Source organism: Niastella sp. OAS944, from assembly GCA_024809215.1.
Classification (GTDB): domain Bacteria; phylum Bacteroidota; class Bacteroidia; order Chitinophagales; family Chitinophagaceae; genus Niastella.
In genome coordinates this window covers 535,451-555,266 of record JANUBW010000003.1, presented here as the reverse complement: position 1 = coordinate 555,266, position 19,816 = coordinate 535,451, and the positions used below count along the sequence as shown (strand labels likewise).

Annotated in this window: 19 protein-coding genes; 11 read left to right on the top strand and 8 right to left on the bottom strand. The window is 43.3% G+C overall.

Translation table 11 applies throughout. The features are described 5' to 3' along the window. Positions 1-484: 484 nt before the first annotated feature. The 4 genes from GGD38_RS16925 to GGD38_RS16910 all read left to right on the top strand — a co-directional run bounded on the left by GGD38_RS16925 (position 485) and on the right by GGD38_RS16910 (position 7,092). Positions 485-2,047, top strand: a complete 1,563-nt coding sequence (locus tag GGD38_RS16925; RefSeq protein ID WP_375297432.1) for a hypothetical protein — start codon at positions 485-487, stop codon at positions 2,045-2,047. Between the two features lie 92 nt (positions 2,048-2,139). Continuing rightward, positions 2,140-4,005 (top strand): M1 family metallopeptidase, encoded by a 1,866-nt coding sequence (locus tag GGD38_RS16920; RefSeq protein WP_375297431.1) that lies wholly within the window; start codon positions 2,140-2,142, stop codon positions 4,003-4,005. Positions 4,006-4,177: 172 nt separating this feature from the next. After that, a complete protein-coding gene (locus GGD38_RS16915) occupies positions 4,178-4,531 on the top strand; it encodes a hypothetical protein (RefSeq protein ID WP_375297430.1) in 354 nt (117 codons plus the stop codon). 191 nt (positions 4,532-4,722) lie between these two features. After that, positions 4,723-7,092 (top strand): ATP-dependent helicase, encoded by a 2,370-nt coding sequence (locus GGD38_RS16910; RefSeq protein ID WP_375297429.1) that lies wholly within the window; start codon positions 4,723-4,725, stop codon positions 7,090-7,092. Between the two features lie 61 nt (positions 7,093-7,153). Here GGD38_RS16910 and GGD38_RS16905 read toward each other — a convergent pair whose 3' ends face one another. The 3 genes from GGD38_RS16905 to GGD38_RS16895 form a co-directional block, all read right to left on the bottom strand. Further along, on the bottom strand, positions 7,154-7,885 hold the full coding sequence (locus GGD38_RS16905) for a LytR/AlgR family response regulator transcription factor (RefSeq protein ID WP_375297428.1): 732 nt from the start codon (positions 7,883-7,885) through the stop codon (positions 7,154-7,156). After that, on the bottom strand, positions 7,878-9,044 hold the full coding sequence (locus tag GGD38_RS16900; protein WP_375297427.1) for a sensor histidine kinase: 1,167 nt from the start codon (positions 9,042-9,044) through the stop codon (positions 7,878-7,880). Before GGD38_RS16900 ends, GGD38_RS16905 begins: the two co-directional genes overlap by 8 nt. A gap of 99 nt (positions 9,045-9,143) precedes the next feature. Continuing rightward, the gene (locus GGD38_RS16895; RefSeq protein WP_375297426.1) at positions 9,144-9,488 is read right to left on the bottom strand and encodes a hypothetical protein; all 345 of its coding nucleotides are present in this window, start codon (positions 9,486-9,488) and stop codon (positions 9,144-9,146) included. A 361-nt stretch (positions 9,489-9,849) separates the two neighbouring features. Here GGD38_RS16895 and GGD38_RS16890 point away from each other — a divergent pair, with 361 nt between their 5' ends. Next, entirely contained in the window at positions 9,850-10,377 is a 528-nt protein-coding gene (locus GGD38_RS16890; RefSeq protein WP_375297425.1) for a hypothetical protein, read from the top strand. Between the two features lie 375 nt (positions 10,378-10,752). Further along, positions 10,753-11,352, top strand: a complete 600-nt coding sequence (locus GGD38_RS16885) for a transposase (protein WP_375297424.1) — start codon at positions 10,753-10,755, stop codon at positions 11,350-11,352. Here GGD38_RS16885 and GGD38_RS16880 read toward each other — a convergent pair. Next, positions 11,347-11,697: an arsenate reductase family protein gene (locus GGD38_RS16880; RefSeq protein WP_375297423.1), complete on the bottom strand. Its 351-nt coding sequence runs from the start codon at positions 11,695-11,697 to the stop codon at positions 11,347-11,349. The two genes, GGD38_RS16885 and GGD38_RS16880, sit on opposite strands and share 6 nt — an antisense overlap. 218 nt (positions 11,698-11,915) lie before the next feature. On the opposite strand from GGD38_RS16880, the gene GGD38_RS16875 reads away from it, so the two are divergent. From GGD38_RS16875 to GGD38_RS16855, 5 genes are all read left to right on the top strand, one after another. After that, positions 11,916-12,431 (top strand): RNA polymerase sigma factor, encoded by a 516-nt coding sequence (locus tag GGD38_RS16875; protein ID WP_375297422.1) that lies wholly within the window; start codon positions 11,916-11,918, stop codon positions 12,429-12,431. Next, the gene (locus tag GGD38_RS16870; RefSeq protein WP_375297421.1) at positions 12,418-13,089 is read left to right on the top strand and encodes a hypothetical protein; all 672 of its coding nucleotides are present in this window, start codon (positions 12,418-12,420) and stop codon (positions 13,087-13,089) included. The genes GGD38_RS16875 and GGD38_RS16870 overlap by 14 nt, the downstream gene beginning before the upstream one ends. 50 nt (positions 13,090-13,139) lie before the next feature. Then, positions 13,140-14,120: a TPM domain-containing protein gene (locus GGD38_RS16865; protein WP_375297420.1), complete on the top strand. Its 981-nt coding sequence runs from the start codon at positions 13,140-13,142 to the stop codon at positions 14,118-14,120. Between the two features lie 145 nt (positions 14,121-14,265). Beyond that, complete coding sequence (locus GGD38_RS16860) at positions 14,266-15,132, top strand: sugar phosphate isomerase/epimerase family protein (RefSeq protein WP_375297419.1); 867 nt, start codon at positions 14,266-14,268, stop codon at positions 15,130-15,132. Between the two features lie 34 nt (positions 15,133-15,166). Then, complete coding sequence (locus GGD38_RS16855; RefSeq protein WP_375297418.1) at positions 15,167-16,495, top strand: Gfo/Idh/MocA family protein; 1,329 nt, start codon at positions 15,167-15,169, stop codon at positions 16,493-16,495. A 50-nt stretch (positions 16,496-16,545) separates the two neighbouring features. Here the strand turns inward: GGD38_RS16855 and GGD38_RS16850 are convergent, their stop codons facing one another. Genes GGD38_RS16850 through GGD38_RS16835 form a run of 4 tightly spaced genes read right to left on the bottom strand, consistent with a single transcriptional unit; the run spans position 16,546 to position 19,650 of the window. Further along, complete coding sequence (locus GGD38_RS16850; RefSeq protein ID WP_375297417.1) at positions 16,546-17,337, bottom strand: DUF1080 domain-containing protein; 792 nt, start codon at positions 17,335-17,337, stop codon at positions 16,546-16,548. 29 nt (positions 17,338-17,366) lie between these two features. After that, the gene (locus GGD38_RS16845) at positions 17,367-18,086 is read right to left on the bottom strand and encodes a DUF1080 domain-containing protein (RefSeq protein ID WP_375297416.1); all 720 of its coding nucleotides are present in this window, start codon (positions 18,084-18,086) and stop codon (positions 17,367-17,369) included. A gap of 56 nt (positions 18,087-18,142) precedes the next feature. Further along, positions 18,143-18,538, bottom strand: a complete 396-nt coding sequence (locus GGD38_RS16840) for a c-type cytochrome (protein ID WP_375297415.1) — start codon at positions 18,536-18,538, stop codon at positions 18,143-18,145. 56 nt (positions 18,539-18,594) lie between these two features. Continuing rightward, positions 18,595-19,650, bottom strand: a complete 1,056-nt coding sequence (locus GGD38_RS16835) for a sugar phosphate isomerase/epimerase family protein (RefSeq protein WP_375297414.1) — start codon at positions 19,648-19,650, stop codon at positions 18,595-18,597. Positions 19,651-19,816: the final 166 nt, after the last annotated feature.

Genomic DNA, 19,816 nt, shown 5'->3' with positions numbered 1-19,816 from the left:
ACATCCGCTTTTTTATTGTGTGCCAAGCTGAAAAAATGAAAATTCAGGTAGAAATAAGTGGAAAATAACAAAGGTGAATGTCATGTTTTAAGATCTAAATTCAAAAAAATCACCTTTTTTATATGATTTAGATCACAGAAAGCGCGGGAAATTAAAAAATGGCTTATATTAGCAGAGTGGAAATAAAAAAGCCACCTGTAGAAACAGCTGGCCTCTAACGATTGCTTGCCATATGAAAAAAGAGATAAATCTATTTGTCTTTTTGAATACCGCGTATTAACTTGCCGTATTCTTTTTTGAGCCTCTAATGATTGCTATACACTAACGATTGCTTCCCATTATCATTTTGCTCATTTGCTGAATCAAAAGTAGGATGTAAATCCGTATCTTTCAATACATCTTACTACCGGTTTAATTACGCCAAGAGTGTGAAAGAAATCCTAAAACCCTTGCCGGTATTGAGTTTCAGGCAAATTTCATAATTATGTCCAACCGATTTACAGATGCATTGTTTCAATTGGTTCATTCACTGGAGAAGTCGGAAAAGAGGCACTTTAAACTTTATATAAAAAGGAGTTCGGCAAACGAAGACTTAAAGATCATACGCTTATTCGACGCGTTGGATAAATTGCCCGAATATGACGAAAAGTTGTTGCTTAAAAAGTTACCAGACATTAAGAAGCCGCAACTTGCCAACATAAAAACACATTTATATAAACAGTTATTGGCCAGCCTTAGGCTGTTAAAGGCTACCGAAAATATTGATCTTCAACTCAGTGAACACCTTGATCATGCACGGGTGCTTTACAATAAGGGATTAAAACTGCAAGGCCTTAAAATTCTTGAAAAGGCCAAGGAGATTGCACGTGCCAACCAGAAGTTCAATTTCCTGGCACAGGTTATCTCTCTGGAGAAAAAGATCGAAACCCTTCATATTACCCGCAGTTCTACCGAAAAAACACTTCAATTAGCTGAGGAAGCACAGGAAATAAGCAGTCATATCGACCGCGTTACCCGGCTTTCGAACCTCGCCCTGCTTATGTACCGGTGGTTTGTGCTTAATGGTCACGCCCGCAACCCCGAAGATCTGCAGCAAATGGATAAATTCTTCAAAGAATATCTGCCTGCCGACCTGGGTGAAGTGAATGGCTTTTACGAAAAGCTTTACCTGTACCAAAGCTATAGCTGGTATGCATTTATAAAGCAGGACTTTTTAATGTATTACCGCTACGGCCAAAAGTGGATAGATCTGTACGAAGAACATCCGCTGATGAAGGAAGTAGAAACCGGGCACTATATAAAGGGCATGCATAACCTGCTGAATGCCCATTTTGATTTGCGTAACTTCAAACGATTTGAAATTACGCTAAAGCAGTTTGAAGAGTTTTCTAAAACACCCGTTGCTACGCACCACGACAACTTCCGCACACATACATTTATTTATATAAACAGCGCCAAAATTAACCAGCACCTGATGCAGGGCACCTTCCGCGAAGGTCTTGCCCTTGTGCCTGAAATTGAGGAAAAGCTGGAAGAATATGCGCTGTTTGTTGATCAGCACCGTATTCTGGTATTCAACTACAAGATTGCCACCCTGCATTTTGGAAATGGCGATTTTGAAAAATGTATCGATTACCTGCAGCGCATTATCAACGGACCTATTGACCTGCGGGTTGACCTGCAATGTTACGCGCGTTTACTTCATATGCTGGCCCACTACGAAATGGGTAACTACGAGCTGATGGAATCTCTCAGCAAATCGGTTTTCCGCTTTATGGCCCGTATGAAGAACATAACAGTGGTAGAAGAAGAAATGCTGAAATTCCTGCGTCATTCATTTGGAATAAGTCCGCGTGAGTTAAAGCCCGAGTTGGAAAAATTCTTACATAAGATCAAACATCTTGAAAAGAACCCATTTGAAACCAGGGCATTCGCATACCTCGATATTATTTCCTGGACGGAAAGCAAAGTATACCAGAAGCCTATGCGCGATGTTGTATATGGAAAATATTTAGAAAGCCGGCACCGCTTACTCAGTAAAGCCTGATTGGCCGATAATAATAGTAAAGCCCCCGACTGTACTTGTCGGGGGCTTTTTAATGTCCTAACGGTTTTATAACTTCAGGGAAACAAGTCTTTATGACAATACGCCGGTTACTGATTTTAATAGCGTTGCTTAGCAGTATTGCTTCCATAGGCCAGGTAACGTTAACCAGGCCAAGAAATTTAGAAAGCGCCAATGAAAAAGGCACACGCACCAACAATGGGCAACCCGGTGCAAAATACTGGCAAAACACAGGCAACTATACTATCGATATCAATTTTGACCCGGCCACGCGGCTGCTCTCCGGTAAAGTTGACATTGAATATGTTAATAACAGCCCCAATAACCTGCAACAGATTGTATTTAAACTGTATCCCAATATTTACAAAAAAGGAAGCATTCGCCTGATGCCGGTAAAACCTTCCGATATTACAGACGGCGTTCGCATTTCATCGTTCCAATACAATGGCACAGCTGTAGATAGCACCCGGCTACACATTAGCGGTACCAATATGACCGTACCGGTTAGTACATTGGCGCCCGGCGGTACCATGAAGTTCAGCATTCAATATTCGTATACGCTTAATAAAACCTCACACATTCGTACCGGTGAAATTGAACCCGGCGCCGATTTTATTGCCTACTTTTTTCCGCGTATAGCCGTGTATGATGATGTTGATGGCTGGAATACAGAACCCTATACCGGACCGCAGGAGTTCTACAATGATTTTGGCAATTTTAATGTAGCTGTTACAGTACCCACAAATTTTGTAGTGTGGGCAACCGGCGATCTTACCAATTGCAGCGATGTGTTCACCGAAACCTATTGCCAGCGTTTACAAACAGCCGAAAAACAGGACGGTGTCGTTGAAATAATTGATTCGGCCGACCTGCAAAGAAAGAATATCACCAAACAAAACGCGTTCAACACCTGGAAATTTGCTGCAACCGATGTATGCGATTTTGCGTTTGCCGTAAGCGATCACTATATGTGGAAATCGACCAGTTTGGAAGTAGATGCCGCTACAAAAAGAAGAACAAGAGTTGATGCGGTTTTTAATCCCTCGCACAAAGATTATTATGAAGTGGTTGATTTTGGCCGTAAAACAGTTTGGGCTATGAGTTATGTGTTTCCGCGCTGGCCTTTTCCCTATTCGCACGTAACCATTGTAGATGGGCTCGATCAAATGGAATATCCAATGATGGTGAACGATAACCCGCTTGCCAGCAGGGTCGAAACAATTGAACTGGTCGATCACGAAGTGTTCCACATGATGTTTCCTTTTTACATGGGTACCAACGAAACAAAATATGGGTGGATGGATGAAGGCTGGGCAACTATTGGCGAATGGATCATTTCATCGATCATCGACAGCAGCCTTACCGATGATTATGGTGTTGGCGGTTATGAGCGACTGGCAGGCACTGAGAACGACTCTCCTATTGGTACGCTTTCAACACAAATTAGCGGCAGTAACTATTTTGTAAACTCGTATCCTAAACCGGCGTTGGGATATCTCTACGTAAAAGATCTGTTGGGCGATTCGCTTTTTACTACGGCATTACACTTTTATATTCAACAGTGGAAAGGTAAACATCCTCTTCCTTTCGATTTTTTTAATTGTATGAACGTGGGCGCAGGAAAAAATTTGAACTGGTTCTGGAAAAGATGGTTCCTCGATGGAGGTATTCCCGACCTGTCGTTAAAAAAAGTGGTTAAAACTGCAACAGGCTACACCGTAACGGTTGATTGTGTTGGAAATAAACCCGTTCCGGTTGATTTAACAATTACTTATGCTGATGGTACAAAGAGCACAGTACATCGATCCGTAGCTGTGTGGGAGAAATCGAATTCAGTCACCTTGGCACTCACTGCAAAAACGTCTGTTAAATCAATTTCCCTGGGTAGTACCTATGTTCCCGATGTAAATAAGAAGAATAATGTGTGGAATAATAAGTGAGGAATTTTTTTCATGTAGCTTGCTCAATAAGGGTTTGCAATTACTGATTGGAAAAACATTCATAGGTTTTTAGTTTTTCATTCGTTTTTCGCAAATTAAATTTGCATCTTTGCAGACGCTTGCTGCCGTACAAAAGAGTTTAGTTATTTCCATAGTAAAACCGATTATTATAATGTATACTCACATTTGGCTCAAATACCTGCCCATTCTGAGAATTTTAATGAAGAAGTCGGCCGCGGGTGATCAAGTGCTCAACCTCAATCGTCCTGATTTTGAAAAAGCCGGCGTTGCACGCAAAGCCGGGTACAAATTCACCATTGAGTTTACCAATGGCAAAGTAGCTAATGTGATAAGCACATCTCAGTTAGCCCTCGATCTGGCTACTGTAATGCTGGAAGATGCTACTTGCAAAACGTTGTTCGCTAACAACAATTACGCTATTAGCCTGAACACTAAGTTCCAGGTGAGCATCAAAAATGTTACTCCGCAACCAGAAGCACTGGCTTTAGAGGAAACAACAGCGTAAGCAACTGGTTCATACCTTTAACCCATTTCTCCCGAACCATAATATATTTAGTCCTGACTGTACTCGTACTTGTCAGGACTTTTTTATTCCTACAACTTCAATTTGGTACAGTTTATAACTAGTTATTAACTACCAGTATTTAATATTTTTTTTCCGCTACAAATAATCAGCAGAGGCGTTAACTTGCATAAATGCAAGATTATTTACAGGGATTGAACGCGCAACAGCGTGAAGCCGTTTTACATAGAGATGGTCCGTTAATGATTGTGGCGGGGGCCGGTAGTGGAAAAACAAAAGTACTTACCACCCGTATTGCTCACTTAATGGCCACCGGTGTTGATGCTTTTAACATACTGGCGCTCACCTTTACCAATAAGGCCGCCAAGGAAATGAAGGAACGTATTGAAAAAGTGCTTGGCAACAGCGACGCCAGGAACCTGTATATAGGTACTTTCCATAGTGTGTTTGCCCGTATTTTACGTGGCGAGGCACATAACATTGGTTATCCCAACAACTTTACCATTTACGATACCGACGATACCAAGAGCGTTATAAAAACAGTGGTGAACGAGATGAACCTCGATGACAAAGTGTACAAACCCGCTGCTGTTTATAATCGTATCTCAGGTGCAAAGAACGCATTGGTGGGCCCTGCAGAATATGCAAATGATTACGCGTGTCAGCAGGAAGACATGCGCGCTAACCGCCCCGCCATTGCACAGATCTACGACGCATATGTAAAACGTTGTTTTAAGAACGGCGCTATGGACTTCGACGATCTGCTGTTGAAGTTTTATGAGTTGCTTAGAACTGTTCCCGAATCACTGAGCAAATACCAACGCAAGTTTAAATACATTCTGGTTGATGAGTACCAGGATACCAACCCCGCACAGTATGAAGTAATAAAACTGCTTGGCGCCATGCACGAAAATGTGTGCGTGGTGGGTGACGATGCGCAAAGTATCTATAGCTTCCGCGGCGCCACCATTGAAAACATTTTACAGTTTCAGAAAGATTACGATGATGCCAAAGTGGTGAAACTGGAGCAAAACTATCGCAGTTCAAAAAGTATTCTCGATGTAGCCAACGAAGTGATCAAAAATAACAAAGGACAAATTCCTAAAAACCTTTGGACAGAAAAAGGTGAGGGCGAGAAGATAAAGCTGGTTCGGTTAAACACCGATAACGATGAAGGTAAGTTTGTTGCAGATACCATTCAGGAACAAAAACTGCGCAACCATTATAATAACCGCGATTTTGCCATCTTATACCGCACCAATGCACAAAGCCGTGCATTTGAAGAAAGCCTGCGGCGTATGGCCATTCCCTATACCATGTTTGGTGGTCTTAGCTTCTACTCACGCAAAGAGATCAAGGATTACGTTGCTTACCTGCGCGTGATCGTTAACCCACGCGATGAAGAAGCGTTGAAGCGTATTATCAATTATCCCGTTCGGGGCATTGGTAAAACCACCATCGATAAAACGGTATTGATAGCCAACCAATACAACATTTCCATGTGGGAAGTACTGGAGCGGGCGAACCAGGCTGGTTTTAAAGCCGGCACGCTGGAAGCCATTGAAAATTTTGTTACCATGATCAAGAGCTTTGCCAGCATGCTGCAAAACAAGAACGCGTACGATGTAGCGGTGCATGTTGGTAAACAAACCAATTTTGTAAAAGAACTATTCAACGATAAAAGCACCGAAGGTGTTCAACGGTACGAGAACGTGCAGGAGTTGCTGAACAGTATAAAAGAATGGACCGAAAGCCCCGATACCGAAGATGGTGAAGTAACCGACAAAGGCCTGGGCGCTTATCTGCAACAGATCACCCTGCTTACAGATGCCGACGAAAAAGACCCCAATGCCGATACAGTAAAATTAATGTCGATTCACGCGGCAAAAGGTTTGGAGTTTGGTTGTGTGTTTGCTGCCGGGTTAGAAGAAATGCTTTTCCCCAATGCACTGGCAATAAACTCCCGCGAAGAACTGGAAGAAGAACGCCGGTTGTTTTATGTGGTAATTACCAGAGCCAAAGAAAGACTTTGGATCTCTTACGCCAATACCCGTTACCGATTTGGTAACCTGGTGCAAAACGAACCGAGCCGCTTTTTAGAAGAACTGCCTCCGCAATATGTTGACAGAAGTTTTGCTGGTGGCGGTATGCGTAACCAAACCGGCACTGGCGGCAATCGCAGCTCCTACGGATCAACTGGCGGCGGCTGGGGCGGTGGCCAATCGGCCAACCAGGCTGAAAAACGCTACGGTCCGCCACCATCAAAGAAAGCAACAACAACCCCAACATCTACTACGCCTTCTTATATTTCGCCCAAGCCGCAAAGCAAACCGGTTGAGCATACGCCTTCGGCCGATTTTGTTGCCAGCGATGTATCTAACTTACAGGTAGGGCAGCGGGTTGAGCACCAGAAATTTGGTTTTGGCGAAGTGGTAAAAATGGAAGGAAGTTCGCACAACCCCATTGCAACCGTTAAGTTTGAACTGAATGGTGAGAAAAAGATCATGCTTAACTATGCGCGGTTAAGGATAATTGAACAATAGACAATAAGTAATTGACAATAGACAAAGGGTCCCGGCTGAACCGGGACCCTTTGTTATTTTATCAGGTAGTAAATACTTTCATCACGCCATTCCTAAATAGCTTCCCAATGGGTATGTCGGTTTTATCAACCTCAACCAGTTCGTTAGTGAAGCTTTTTATTTTGTTAATGGAAACTATAAATGAGCGGTGGGTACGTACAAAAAGTTTTTCGGGCAACATAGCCTCTACCGAGCTGATAGACTGTTTTGTGATGATAACGCCATGTATGGTATATACCTTAATGTAATCTTTCATGCTTTCGATGTATAAAATATCATCGAGCATCACTTTTACCATTTTACGATCGGCGCGGAAGTAAACAAAACTTTCATTTTTCTTTTCTTCTGTTACGGTGCTAACGACAGGCTTTAAAGTATGCGCTGAACCAGCAAGTGGATAAGCTTTATTGACCGCCTTTAAAAAGCGATCGAACCGAATGGGTTTCATCAGGTAATCTACCACATCCAGCTCATACCCCTCCAGTGCATATTCTGAAAAAGCAGTTGTGATTATGACCTTGGGCGGGTTCTTCAATGTTTTTATAAAATCGGTACCGTTTAGCTGCGGCATACGAATATCGAGAAATAAAAGATCAACAGGGTGCTGTTGCAGGGATGTAAGGGCCTGAATGGCGTTGGCGCATTCGCCCATCAGTTGCAGCGTTGGTATTTCCTGAACATAGCGTCGAATGATCTCACGCGCAGGCGGTTCATCATCGATAATAAGGCATCGTATGGTTTGTATATCATCCATTATATGCAAGCTTATAACTACTGGTTTCTTTTTTGGTAAGGGGCAGTTTCTCTAATTCCAGACAAAGGTTTACAATGAATACCTCTTCTTCGTCGGTAATTGTAAGCTCATGTTTGCCGGGGTATAAAAAATCGAGCCGCTTGCGTACATTCATAATGCCAATGCCTTTGAAATTAATTCTTGTTACTTCATTGGTTTTCCCGTTCATGAGCTTTACATACATGCGGTTGTTTTCGATGGCAACATGCAGGCTTAGCCAGGGTTGATCTATCATATGGCTGGTGCCGTGTTTAAAACAGTTTTCAACAAGCGGCAGCAGCAACAGCGGTGCAATTGCCAGGTTATCGGTATTGGCCGGCAGGTCAACGTGAACATCCAGGTTCTTGTCGTATCTGATCTGCTCCAGGGAAATATAATCCTGCACCATTTTCAATTCTTTCTCCAGGGGCACCTGCGGTTGGTTGCATTCATACAACATAAAACGCAGCATATCTGATAGCCCCATTACCAATTGCGATGCAACCGGCGCGGTGTTTTGCGTATGCGAGTAAATGTTATTAAGCGTATTGAATAAAAAGTGGGGGTGAACCTGGGCTTTTAGCAGCTGCAATTGAGCCTCGGCATTTTCTTTTTGCAATTGCAGATTGCGTTGTTCTTTAACATACCAGTGTTTCATTAATTTAATGGCCGCTGCAATACCACCAATAGTAATGCCGCCACGTAAGCCGGCCATAAGTGCCAGGTGAACTTCGAAGATGGCCCGTTTTCTTAAATATAAACGATGAACATCATCATGCATAACCACCCGTTGTATTTCAGGAATGATAGTGGCCGATAAAATGGTAGAAATTACCGCGGCTCCTAAAAAGCTGATAGCTACCCACAAGGCTGTGAGCCAGTATTTTTGTTTGAGCAGAAAACGCGGAATAACAAAATACATGAGCATAAAGCCAACGAAAATGTGCGCTATCATGTAAACCAACGATTCGCAAAAGGAATCTAACAGGCGTATTGAATAAGTGGGTGTGCCGGTATAACCAATCACAGAATACAGTACCCCCTGAAACAACCACCAGAAACCCCAGAATGCCAGATGGCGCCGGATGCGGTATTTAGGCGCATCGGAAAATATAAAGGGGTATTGTTGGGTTGGCTGCATATACTAAAATTACATTTCGTTTGGCGTAAATGCATGGCGGGTTGTGTTAATATCGCTGTACATCAGGTTTTCATCGACAAAAGTTCTTTCTTTACCAACCTACCATCTCCCCTTCAAACTATTCACTACCAACGACCCATCCTCAATCACCCTATGCTCCTTCTCCCAGGCTACTACCGTCGCTTCCAGCACCTGTTTCAGTTGCATTTTGGTTTTGCGCTTTTCGGGGTTCAGGCGAACGTCTTCAAGCTTTTCTTTATAAACCATTACCCCGTCGTTATTATAGAAGTAAACGATGTGTTGTTTGGGTGAATGAATATTGCTTTCTATCATCCACCATCCTTTTGAGGATGCAAATTCCGGTACAGGGCGTGGCTTGTTTTGTGCAATAGCGGTATGCAATAAAAGACCAATGATGCCCACAACGATCCATTTTGTTTTCATGACTAATAGCTTTACGTAAATAATGTAGAACACCGTAAAGCTATTCTTTTGACGGGCTGGCAAATGCTAATGTGGCCGGTGTGCAAATAATCCATGTTAGAATGCAGCCGGCTGTAGACGAAATGCAAAAAGGAAGATGAAATGTTTTGGTCGTCGAAATAGGAATGGGCTCGACAAGTATACCATGTAACCCTCACCCACAGCATCACTGTACTGCTAAACATTGCAAAAACGGATTTTTATGGGTTTAAATCATTGAATTGTAGTATGTAATAGTTGATCCGTATCAAATTTACCTCTATTTGTTACAAAGACCCGATACGGGATTGCCCAAATGCCAAAACTTTACTACCTTATATGAATGTACGAAAAACCCCCACCCTTCGGCTCTTATTATGTAACACTAAGTGTATCTGGCTGGATAGATGTTTTTACCTGCCACACTTATTGCGAAATTTTAATTGACAACCTAAACAATTGTATCGACAACAAACACCTGTATGTTTATGAATACGTGTTAATGCCCAGCTACATCACAATTGTTGCTTCTTCAAAAAAGAAGCACATCTCTACCGTCTTAAGGGAATTTAAAAATGGTACTGCAAAGCAAATACTGAAATCAATTGCAGAAAATCCCGATGAGAAGCGAAAAGAATGGATGATGCGATTGTTCAGTTATTACAGCAACCGGTACCAGCACGATGCGGAACATCACTTTTGGCAGTTTGGCAATCATCCGGTAGTATTGGACAGCTCCGAATTGTTTGCCCACCATGTTACAGAAGTGGTGAACCTGCCGGTAACTACCCGGCTGGTTGATGACCCGCATCATTATGTTTATAGCAGCGCCCATCCCCATCAACGGGTTAAGCTGGCTCCCTGGCAATAGTTTTTAAATAACACCTCCGTATACCTCTGTCAAGCTATTGACGGCTACCGCCGGTTTATCAAAATTGGCTGGGAAGCCCTTTTCATGCCTTTACTAAAAGTTTATTAAAAGAAACATCTTGCGATATCGATAAAGCATTCCTGTTCAGCAAAAAATATTAATGAAACATTATTATTCTATCGAAGCCATTAACATCCGGAAGTTTTATAAACAACATTTTGTATATTACACTTCCTTGTCTATGCTATATTCTTTAGCCTGATTGTACGTATACCAATACCCGGCTTCTTACCAACAGCACGGTTTTATTTATTAATTACCCTACGATTCCCGACGTATTTGTTTATTAATGAATATTGATAAAGCAATGCTCCTATGATAAATAAGAATAAAGACCAGGGTCTACCGCAGCATGATTGTTCTTACCTGACCTTTAATGTAGTAGACTGGATCGATGTGTTTATAAGACCTACCTATAAGCAGATCATTGTTGAGGCGTTAAACCACTGTATAACAGCCAAAAAATTCACTGTATATGCCTGGTGCCTAATGACCAATCACCTGCACCTGCTTGCCAGGGCACAGGATGGATCGGGCCTGGCCATGATAGAGAAAGAATTTAAAAGATATACCACTACCAAAATACTCGAGGCTATAGATATTGAGCCCGACCTGCGCCGCTCGTGGATGCTGCAGCGATTTGAGAGCTGCAGTCTGTCGCTTAAAAAAATTGAAAAATTTCAATTGTGGCAAACCTGTACCAATCCTGCCTATATTGATTTCAAACAGGTATATAAACTACAGGAAAGGGTTTTGTACATACACGAAAACCCCATTCGCGATGGAATAGTTGACAGCCCGGAACATTACCTATACAGTTCGGCGGCTGATTATGCCGGCAAACAGGGGCCGGTTAAAGTGCAGGTCATCAATTTTGAATCGCTGCGGATGTCGCTGTTAAAAAACGGATCATAAGGCATTCTTTAGGGCCTCAACCGTTTTCTTCTCACTGCCCACAAAAATTTTATCATTTACAAAAACTACCGGTCTTTTTAAGAAGGTGTATTCATCGAGGATGAGCTGGCGATAATCCTTTTCGGTAAGGGATTTGTCTTTCAGACCCATTTCCTTGTATTTCATGGCGCGGCGGCTGAACAGCGATTCATAACTGCCGGTCTTTTCTTTCATTTCGTCTAACTGGGCGGGGGTTATCTTTTCGGTTTTTATCTCCTGCATCTCAAATCCCTTTTTATCAATGCCGGTTTCTTTAATAATGGCCTGGCAGGTGGTGCAATTGCCCAGATGATACATTTTTTTCATGGCACGAAGATAGTGGTTATCAGCAGTTTGAGTGGTAACGCAGGCTTAATTGGTGCTAAAATGTTGTAATTTGCCGGCGAAATTTGGCGTTATAGGTTCGGGTTAGCCGCAACCGACAGCCGGCTTTCACATTTTATTAAATAATAATGGTGTTTTGCCTGTAATTTTTAAGGCAAATCGCCGACCAATTAAGTATCTTTTCGCTAAAACCAACCCAATTGCAGGCAAAACTTAACCAGGATGAGTTTGTGGCATTGGTGCACCAACACCGCGCTATGTTGTATAAGGTGTGTAATTTGTATTGCACATCCGATTACGATAAACAGGACCTTTTCCAGGAGATCGTGATACAATTATGGGGCGCATATCCACGGTTCAGGGGTGACTCAAAATTCAGCACCTGGCTGTACCGTATTGCACTCAATACCGCCATTTCTGACCTGCGTAAACAAAAGAAGATCATTAAAAGCGTAGAACCCGATTTATTACCAACGGAGATACAGGACATTCAATATAGCAACGAAAAAGAAGAACGGTTGCAGCAACTTTATAAAGCTATTAACCATCTTACTGAAATAGAACGGGCTATTACAATGCTGTACCTTGAAGACAAGAGTTACGAAGAAATGGAAGATATTTTGGGGATCAATCAGAATAACCTGCGCGTGAAAATGAACCGGATCAAAGAAAAATTACGTAAACTCACAAAATCAGTAGAACATGGAGTTAGATAGCCTGAAAGATATATGGAAGGATCTGGATGAAACAGATCTTCAACCGGGCAGGGATGTGCCGATTTCGTCCATGTTGCATAAACGGTCGCAAAGTACCATTGCAAGGCTGAAGCGCAACCTCAACCGCGAGCTCATCGCAGTACTGATCATATATTCATTAACTATCTGGTACATTGTTACATTCAAGGGAATGTATAGTGAGCTGGCCGTGTTGCTGGCATTGGTAGGCGGCGCTTTTCTGTTTTATTACTACCGCAAAAGCAAGTTGCTGAAACAAATGGAGTGCGTTGCCTGTGAAGTACGCTCAAACCTGAAACAACAATTGGGAACACTCGAAAAGTATGTTCGCTTTTATTTTATCGCAGGCACCATACTTACCCCACTTGCTTATTTTGCCGCCGGCCTTATTATCATGTTCAATGCCCACGAAGGCAATTCACATGTGGTAGATGTTTCAATTGATGCGCAAACCTCCGTTGCACAAATGCCCATTGCCCAACATATTAGTAACCACCGATTTTTCGTTCTATTTCTTTCAATTGGTGCAGTGCTTACCCTTGGCAGTTATTTTTTGAACCGTTGGCTGATTGGTAAACTGTATGGGCAGCATATACAAAAGCTAAAAGATCTGTTGCAGCAGATGGATGAGGAAGCTTAGAATACCGGCTTTTTTATTCAAATAACATATAACCCCAACCCTATCAATCAATGCGTACCCTGTTAACTGTAATCCTATTACTGACCGGTAGTGTATTGCTTGCCCAGCAATCGAACTTTATCAAAGACCGGCCATTTACCCCACATGTGGTAAACGATTATGGCAGTTTTCTTTCATCGGGCGATGAAAGAACGCTCGAAAAAGAACTCATCTCCTTCCGCGAAAAAAAGGGCTATTCAATTGTAATTATTACCCTGTCAACATTGACCGATAACTCAGGCTACACCTGGTCTGTTGAGGATGCAGCGTTACAATACTTTAATAAATGGGGTATTGGCAGCAAACGCAGCAACGATGGTGTATTGATCTTACTAAGCAAAGACCCCCGCCGGGTAAGAATTGCTACCGGCTCGGGCATCGATCATAAATTAACCGATGAAGTTTGCCAGCGTATTATCGATAGAACAATAGTGCCCAAATATAAAATGGGTTGGTATTATACCGGTTTAAAAGAAGGCGTGAAAGATATTGAATCGGCACTTACCGGTTGGGCGAGCCCTGGCCGAACTAATAGCCCAACTACCGCACATAGCGGAACCACAGCGCAAGCTACCGATAACTGGTCAACAGTAGAGGAACCAGCGCCATCGCAAACCCAGGCTCAGGCACAACCTCAACCGTTAGCTCAAAATACTTCGCCCTATGCATATAGCAGCCAGCGCAGACCTCCAACAGTTGGCGAAACTATTATGGGTTTCTTAATGATGGCGCTGTTTGTTTGGTTACGGGTACGATACATTAAGTCGAAGGACCGCAGCACGGGAAATAATTTTGTAGATTATATGAATGCTACAGGTTATGTGTTCTTATGGTTCCTGAAGATCTTTTGGTGGACCCTGGTTTGTGTCTTTGGAATTTTCGCCATCTTCTTTGGTATCAATGTTTGGAAAGGAAGGACATTTAGCAGTGGCGCAGGCGCCAGCTTTGGTGGTGGAAAAAGCAGTGGAGGCGGTGCTACCGGCAGTTGGTAAGAAAACATAAAAAATGATAAAAGCAAACCGGTTACTGTTATCAGTAACCGGTTTTTCTTTTTGCTGCAACCTGAAGCCTGTAATAAGCATCCATATTGAGGGTGTTTGATTTTTAAGTAATTTAACTCTCTAAAAACGATACGTTATGCCAACTCGTCGGGATTTCCTCAAACAATCATCTTTGCTTACCGCTGGTTTTTTTATCAATAAAGAAGAATGGTTTGCCCAACCCAAAAAGATCGGCCTTCAGCTTTACACACTTCGCAGCGAAATGGCGAAAGACCCAAAAGGAACATTGGCCAAAGTTGCCGCCCAGGGTTATAATACCGTTGAAACTTATGGCTATGGCGACGGCAAATGGTTTGGAATGAACGCCACAGAATTGCGATCAACCTTAAAATCACACGGACTATCAAGCCCAAGTGGTCATACCTTCCCCGCCAGCATATTTTTACAAAGCAGATGGGAAGAAAAATGGAAACCAGCCGTTACCGATGCCAAAGCACTGGGGCAGGAATTTATTGTTATACCCTGGCTCGAAGAAGAATACCGCCAGGCCGATAACTACAAAAAGATAGCTGCGGCCCTTAACAAGGCCGGTGAAATAGCCAAAAAAACAGGTCTTAAGCTGGCTTATCATAACCACGATTTTGAATTGGCACCAGCAGGTGGCACAACCGGCTATGATACCCTGCTGAAAGATACCGATCCCAAACTGGTGTTTTTTGAAATGGATATTTACTGGGTATCAAAAGCCGGTAAAGATCCTTTGGCCTTATTTGCCAAACATCCGGGCCGCTTTGCCATGTGGCATGTAAAGGATATGGATAATACCCCCAAGAAATTCTTTACCGAAGTAGGTAATGGCGTTATCAACTATAAAAAGATCTTTAACTATGCCAAACAAAGTGGTATGAAATACTTCTTTGTTGAGCAGGATATGTGCCCCGGAGCCCCGCTTGATAGTACTGCAAAAAGCATAGCGTACCTGAAGAAGAATATCATTAAATAAACTGTTCTATTATTCTACCTAATACCATTTTCTTATGCAAAGAAGGAGGTTCCTGCAACAGGCAGGTACATTGCTTGCCGGAGGCACTGTTTTGTCGGCCCTGGATAATAACGCGTTTGCCATATTTAAAAATCGCATCGCCCCATCAGATCAATTAGTGATTGGCGCCATTGGCATCAATGGCATGGGCTGGGCAAATGTAACTGCAGCATTGAAAGTGCCTGGTGTTATCATTGGCGCTTTATGCGACGTTGACAAAAATGTGATCGACAAACGAATGGCCGAGCTGGCAAAGAACAATATCGACACCTCAAAGGTGAAAACCTATGGCGATTACCGTAAGCTGCTCGATCAAAAAGATATTGACATTGTAATTGTAGGTACGCCCGACCACTGGCATGCCCTGCAAATGATACATGCCGCGGAAGCTGGTAAAGATGTATATGTTGAAAAGCCTGTTGGTAACTCCATTGTTGAATGTCGTGCTATGATAGCGGCGCAAAAGCGCTATAATAAAGTAGTACAGGCCGGCCAATGGCAACGCAGCCAGCAACATTTTAAAGATGCGGTTGAATATGTACAAAGCGGTAAGCTGGGTATGATAAGGACCGTAAAAGTATGGTGCTACCAGGGCTGGATGAAACCGGCGCCGGTTGTGCCTGACAGTAATCCACCTGCCGGTGTTGATTATGCCGCCTGGTTAGGCCCCGCTCAAAAACGGGCCTTCAATGCCAGCCGTTTTCATTTCAACTTCCGCTGGTTTTGGGATTATGCCGGTGGCTTAATGACCGACTGGGGCGTGCACCTCCTCGACTATGCGCTGCTGGGTATGAAAGCCGATGTGCCCAAATCAATAGCAGCACTGGGTGGTAAGTTTGCCTACCCCGACCTAAGCGAAGAAACACCCGACACATTAACTACGCTGTACGAATTCGATAAATTCAACCTGGTATGGGATTCTGCCATGGGTATCGACAACGGTTCTTACGGCAGAACCCACGGTATTGGGTTTATTGGTAACAATGGTACCCTGGTACTGCACCGCGGCGGCTGGGAGGTTTTGGAAGAAGCCAAAAGTACCAATAAAGCCAGCAAGCCATATGTACAATCATTAGACAATGGGTTAGACCTTCACTGGGTGAATTTCATTGATGTGGTGAAGTCGAGGAAAATGGAGGATCTGAATTGTTCCATTCAGGCAGGGTCGCATGTGGCCACCGTTGCCCAAATGGGAAACATAGCATTCCGAAGCGGACAAAAATTAATATGGGATAAAGAGAAAGAAAAGTTCACCGACGAAAAGATAAACAGCCAGTACCTGGCGAAGGAGTACCATAATGGGTATAAGCTTCCTAAAGTGTAGATACAAGTTGACGAGTTAACTGGTTAACAAGTTAACTCGTCAACTTTCTTTTATAACTTCTTGATCTTAATATTACGGTACCAAACAGAGTTGCCATGGTCTTGCAAAGCAATTCTACCTTTTTTGTAGGTTCCAAAGCCAGGCCATTGTTTAAACTTGCTGGCGGCTATCATTTTTTTCCAGGCATCATCCCACATGGTGGTAGTAAGAATCTTGGTGCCGTTCAAATGAAATTCAAGCGCGCCTTTATTACTGATCACTTCAACCTGGTTCCATTCACCGGCCGGCTTTACAGTTTCAGGTGAGCTGGTAATAAGATCGTATAGATCGCCTGCCCGGTGTTTAATGATCTTGGCGTCTTTGTGAGCCGCATTATCGAGCACCTGCATTTCGGGGCCTGTGTGATAAGTTTCGCCAAATTTAGGCCCCTCCTGCACGTAAAACATGATACCGCTGTTACCTCCGGGGTCAATCTTCCAATCGAGCTTCAGATCAAAACTTTCATATTCATCATTGGTAAGCAAATCGCCACCGCCTACGATCTTACCATCTTTTATAGTGGCAGTGTCGAGATGCAGGGCGCCATCGGCTACCTTCCAGGCAGCGCCATCGGTTTTATTATTGAACACATGGAAATTGCTTTTCGAAGTACCATCGAAGAGTAATTGCCAGCCTTCGCTTTTTTCAGCGTCGGTCAGTTTGTTGGTCATATCTGCAGGAGCAGCTGTAGCCATGGTATCGGTTTTTGTTGTGTCGGCTTCTGGTTGTTGTGAACCTGAATTTCCGCCCTGGCAACCGGTAATGGCGCCGGCAATGATGAGGCAGGCAAAAGTTGTGCGCATATGTTAGATGATTTTAGTGAAAAGACGAATTATAACCGTTTGATCTGAATGTTGCGGAACGAAACGCCATTGCCATGGTCCTGCAGGGCAATACGTCCTTTTTGAAACATGCCAAAGCCCGCCCAGTTCTTGAACTTACTGTTTGCGATCAGTTGCTTCCAGTTATCGTTCCACATGGTGGTAGCAACAACTTTAGCGCCATTCTGATGCAATTCAAGCTGGCCTTTATTAACAATGAGCTCTATTGAGTTCCACTGGCCCCAGGGATGAACGTTCTCTGTAGAGCTGGCAACAAGATCATACAGGTCGCCGGCGCGGTGTTTATTGATCTTTGCATCGCGGTGGCCGGTATTGTCAATGATCTGCATTTCGGGCCCGGTTAAATAAGATTGGGCATACTTCGGATCTTCCTGGGTTAAAAAAATAATGCCACTGTTTCCGGCAGTATCAATTTTCCATTCCAGCTTCAGATCAAAGTTTTCAAATTCTTCATTGGTAACGAGATCACCGCCACCGGCTCCGTTTTTCTTTGCTGTAGGGTCCAGGTATAAGATGCCGTCTTTAACCGTCCAGGCCGAACCGTCGGATTTGTTGTTGTAAATGTGCCAGGCGCTTTTTGAGCTGCCATCGAACAGTACCTGCCAGCCATCATTTTTGATTGATGATGCTTTGGTTGAACCGGTTGTTTTACTGGCTGTGTGGCATGCAAGCGACACTACAGGAAATAAGGCGATGATTAACTTCTTCATGTGTTTTTGAACGTAAAAAGAAACCCCTGCTTTTCAGGAGCAGGGGTTGTATTATGTTACTGATTTTTTAAATTCAGAATGTACCTAACCATTTCCTTTGCGCTGTCTGCACTCAGGGCTGGGTGCGGTGTCATTGGTACAGTGCCCCAGTTACCCGAGCCGCCTTTGATCACCTTTTCAGCAAGCATGTTAATGTTTGCATCGGTTGTTTCATATTTCTTAGCTACATCGGTATAAGCAGGGCCGATATTTTTTTCGCTGATCTTATGACAGGTAGTGCAATCTAATGCGCCTATCATTTCCAGGGCTTTGTCATTGGCTGCTGTTGAAGCGCCACCAGCTGGTGCAGTTGTGCTTTCAGCGGGTTTTTCTCCTTCCTTCTTAGTGCTATCTGAAGAGTTGCAGGCAACCATAGCTGTACAAAGAGCAGCAAAAACAACGTACTTCTTCATCTAAATAAAAGTTTTAGTTCACAGAATTGTGCAAGTTATATCTTTAGCAAATTACATTATTTTAATCCTAATACCGATCTGTTAAATTTTTCATCGCTTCCGGTACCGGCAAAATCGTCAAATGCTTTTTCTGTTACCCGTATAATGTGGTCTTTAATGAACACAGCACCTTCTTTAGCGCCATCTTCAGGATGTTTTATACAGCATTCCCATTCCAGCACGGCCCAGCCCGCATAATCATAAGCTGCCAGCTTGCTGAAAATAGATTTGAAATCAACCTGGCCATCGCCCAGTGAGCGAAAGCGGCCGGCCCTGTCGATCCAGTTTTGATAGCCGCCATATACACCCTGCTTACCGGTTGGGTTAAACTCAGCATCCTTTGCATGGAACATGCGAATACGTTCATGGTAATTGTCGATGTATTCGAGATAATCCAGGCATTGTAATACCAGGTGCGATGGGTCGTACAGCAAACAGGCCCTTGGGTGGTTGTTGGTGTGCTGTAAGAACATTTCATAAGAGATTCCATCATGCAGGTCTTCGCCGGGGTGAATTTCGTAACAAAGGTCAACCCCGTTTTCATCAAAGGTGTTCAGGATGGGAAGCCAGCGGTTGGCCAGTTCCTTAAATCCTGTTTCAACCAAACCGGCCGGGCGTTGTGGCCAGGGATAAACCGTAGGCCATAACAATGCGCCGCTAAAAGTAGCATGCGCGTTAAGGCCAAGATTTTGTGATGCTTTGGCGGCGTAGTGCAATTGTTGAACGGCCCATTCGGTCCTTGCTTTGGGATTGTTGCGAAACTTTTCCGGAGCAAAGCCATCGAACAGGGTATCATAAGCAGGGTGAACTGCTACCAGTTGTCCCTGCAGGTGTGTTGATAGTTCGGTTATTTCAAGACCGCATTCATTTACGATGCCTTTTATCTCATCGGCATAGGTTTTACTTTCTGCAGCCTTTTGTAAATCGATACAGCGGCTATCCCAGGTAGGAATTTGCACGCCTATATAACCCAGGCTTTTGGCCCACTGGCAAATTGATTTCAGTGAGTTGAATGGCGGCTGATCACCCATGAACTGGGCCAGAAATAAGCCAGGTCCTTTTAATGTTTTCATTAAATGACTTTGATTGTTAAAAATTACAAGAACCAAGCACCAAGATCCAAAGAAATTTCAAGTCCCATTCTCAAGTTCCAATTTAAATCCCAAAAAGCCTCAATAAAGAATTGGAATTTGGTGTTTTTATTGGAGCTTGGAATTTGAATTTTTGAATTTATTTGGA

Excerpts from the sequence above, each read along its gene's own strand:
- GGD38_RS16925 (WP_375297432.1), top strand. The coding sequence starts at position 485 with ATGTCCAACCGATTTACAGATGCATTGTTTCAATTGGTTCATTCACTG.
- GGD38_RS16920 (WP_375297431.1), top strand. The coding sequence starts at position 2,140 with ATGACAATACGCCGGTTACTGATTTTAATAGCGTTGCTTAGCAGTATT.
- GGD38_RS16915 (WP_375297430.1), top strand. The coding sequence starts at position 4,178 with ATGTATACTCACATTTGGCTCAAATACCTGCCCATTCTGAGAATTTTA.
- GGD38_RS16910 (WP_375297429.1), top strand. The coding sequence starts at position 4,723 with ATGCAAGATTATTTACAGGGATTGAACGCGCAACAGCGTGAAGCCGTT.
- GGD38_RS16905 (WP_375297428.1), bottom strand. The coding sequence starts at position 7,885 with ATGGATGATATACAAACCATACGATGCCTTATTATCGATGATGAACCG.
- GGD38_RS16900 (WP_375297427.1), bottom strand. The coding sequence starts at position 9,044 with ATGCAGCCAACCCAACAATACCCCTTTATATTTTCCGATGCGCCTAAA.
- GGD38_RS16895 (WP_375297426.1), bottom strand. The coding sequence starts at position 9,488 with ATGAAAACAAAATGGATCGTTGTGGGCATCATTGGTCTTTTATTGCAT.
- GGD38_RS16890 (WP_375297425.1), top strand. The coding sequence starts at position 9,850 with ATGTACGAAAAACCCCCACCCTTCGGCTCTTATTATGTAACACTAAGT.
- GGD38_RS16885 (WP_375297424.1), top strand. The coding sequence starts at position 10,753 with ATGATAAATAAGAATAAAGACCAGGGTCTACCGCAGCATGATTGTTCT.
- GGD38_RS16880 (WP_375297423.1), bottom strand. The coding sequence starts at position 11,697 with ATGAAAAAAATGTATCATCTGGGCAATTGCACCACCTGCCAGGCCATT.
- GGD38_RS16870 (WP_375297421.1), top strand. The coding sequence starts at position 12,418 with ATGGAGTTAGATAGCCTGAAAGATATATGGAAGGATCTGGATGAAACA.
- GGD38_RS16865 (WP_375297420.1), top strand. The coding sequence starts at position 13,140 with ATGCGTACCCTGTTAACTGTAATCCTATTACTGACCGGTAGTGTATTG.
- GGD38_RS16860 (WP_375297419.1), top strand. The coding sequence starts at position 14,266 with ATGCCAACTCGTCGGGATTTCCTCAAACAATCATCTTTGCTTACCGCT.
- GGD38_RS16855 (WP_375297418.1), top strand. The coding sequence starts at position 15,167 with ATGCAAAGAAGGAGGTTCCTGCAACAGGCAGGTACATTGCTTGCCGGA.
- GGD38_RS16850 (WP_375297417.1), bottom strand. The coding sequence starts at position 17,337 with ATGCGCACAACTTTTGCCTGCCTCATCATTGCCGGCGCCATTACCGGT.
- GGD38_RS16845 (WP_375297416.1), bottom strand. The coding sequence starts at position 18,086 with ATGAAGAAGTTAATCATCGCCTTATTTCCTGTAGTGTCGCTTGCATGC.
- GGD38_RS16840 (WP_375297415.1), bottom strand. The coding sequence starts at position 18,538 with ATGAAGAAGTACGTTGTTTTTGCTGCTCTTTGTACAGCTATGGTTGCC.
- GGD38_RS16835 (WP_375297414.1), bottom strand. The coding sequence starts at position 19,650 with ATGAAAACATTAAAAGGACCTGGCTTATTTCTGGCCCAGTTCATGGGT.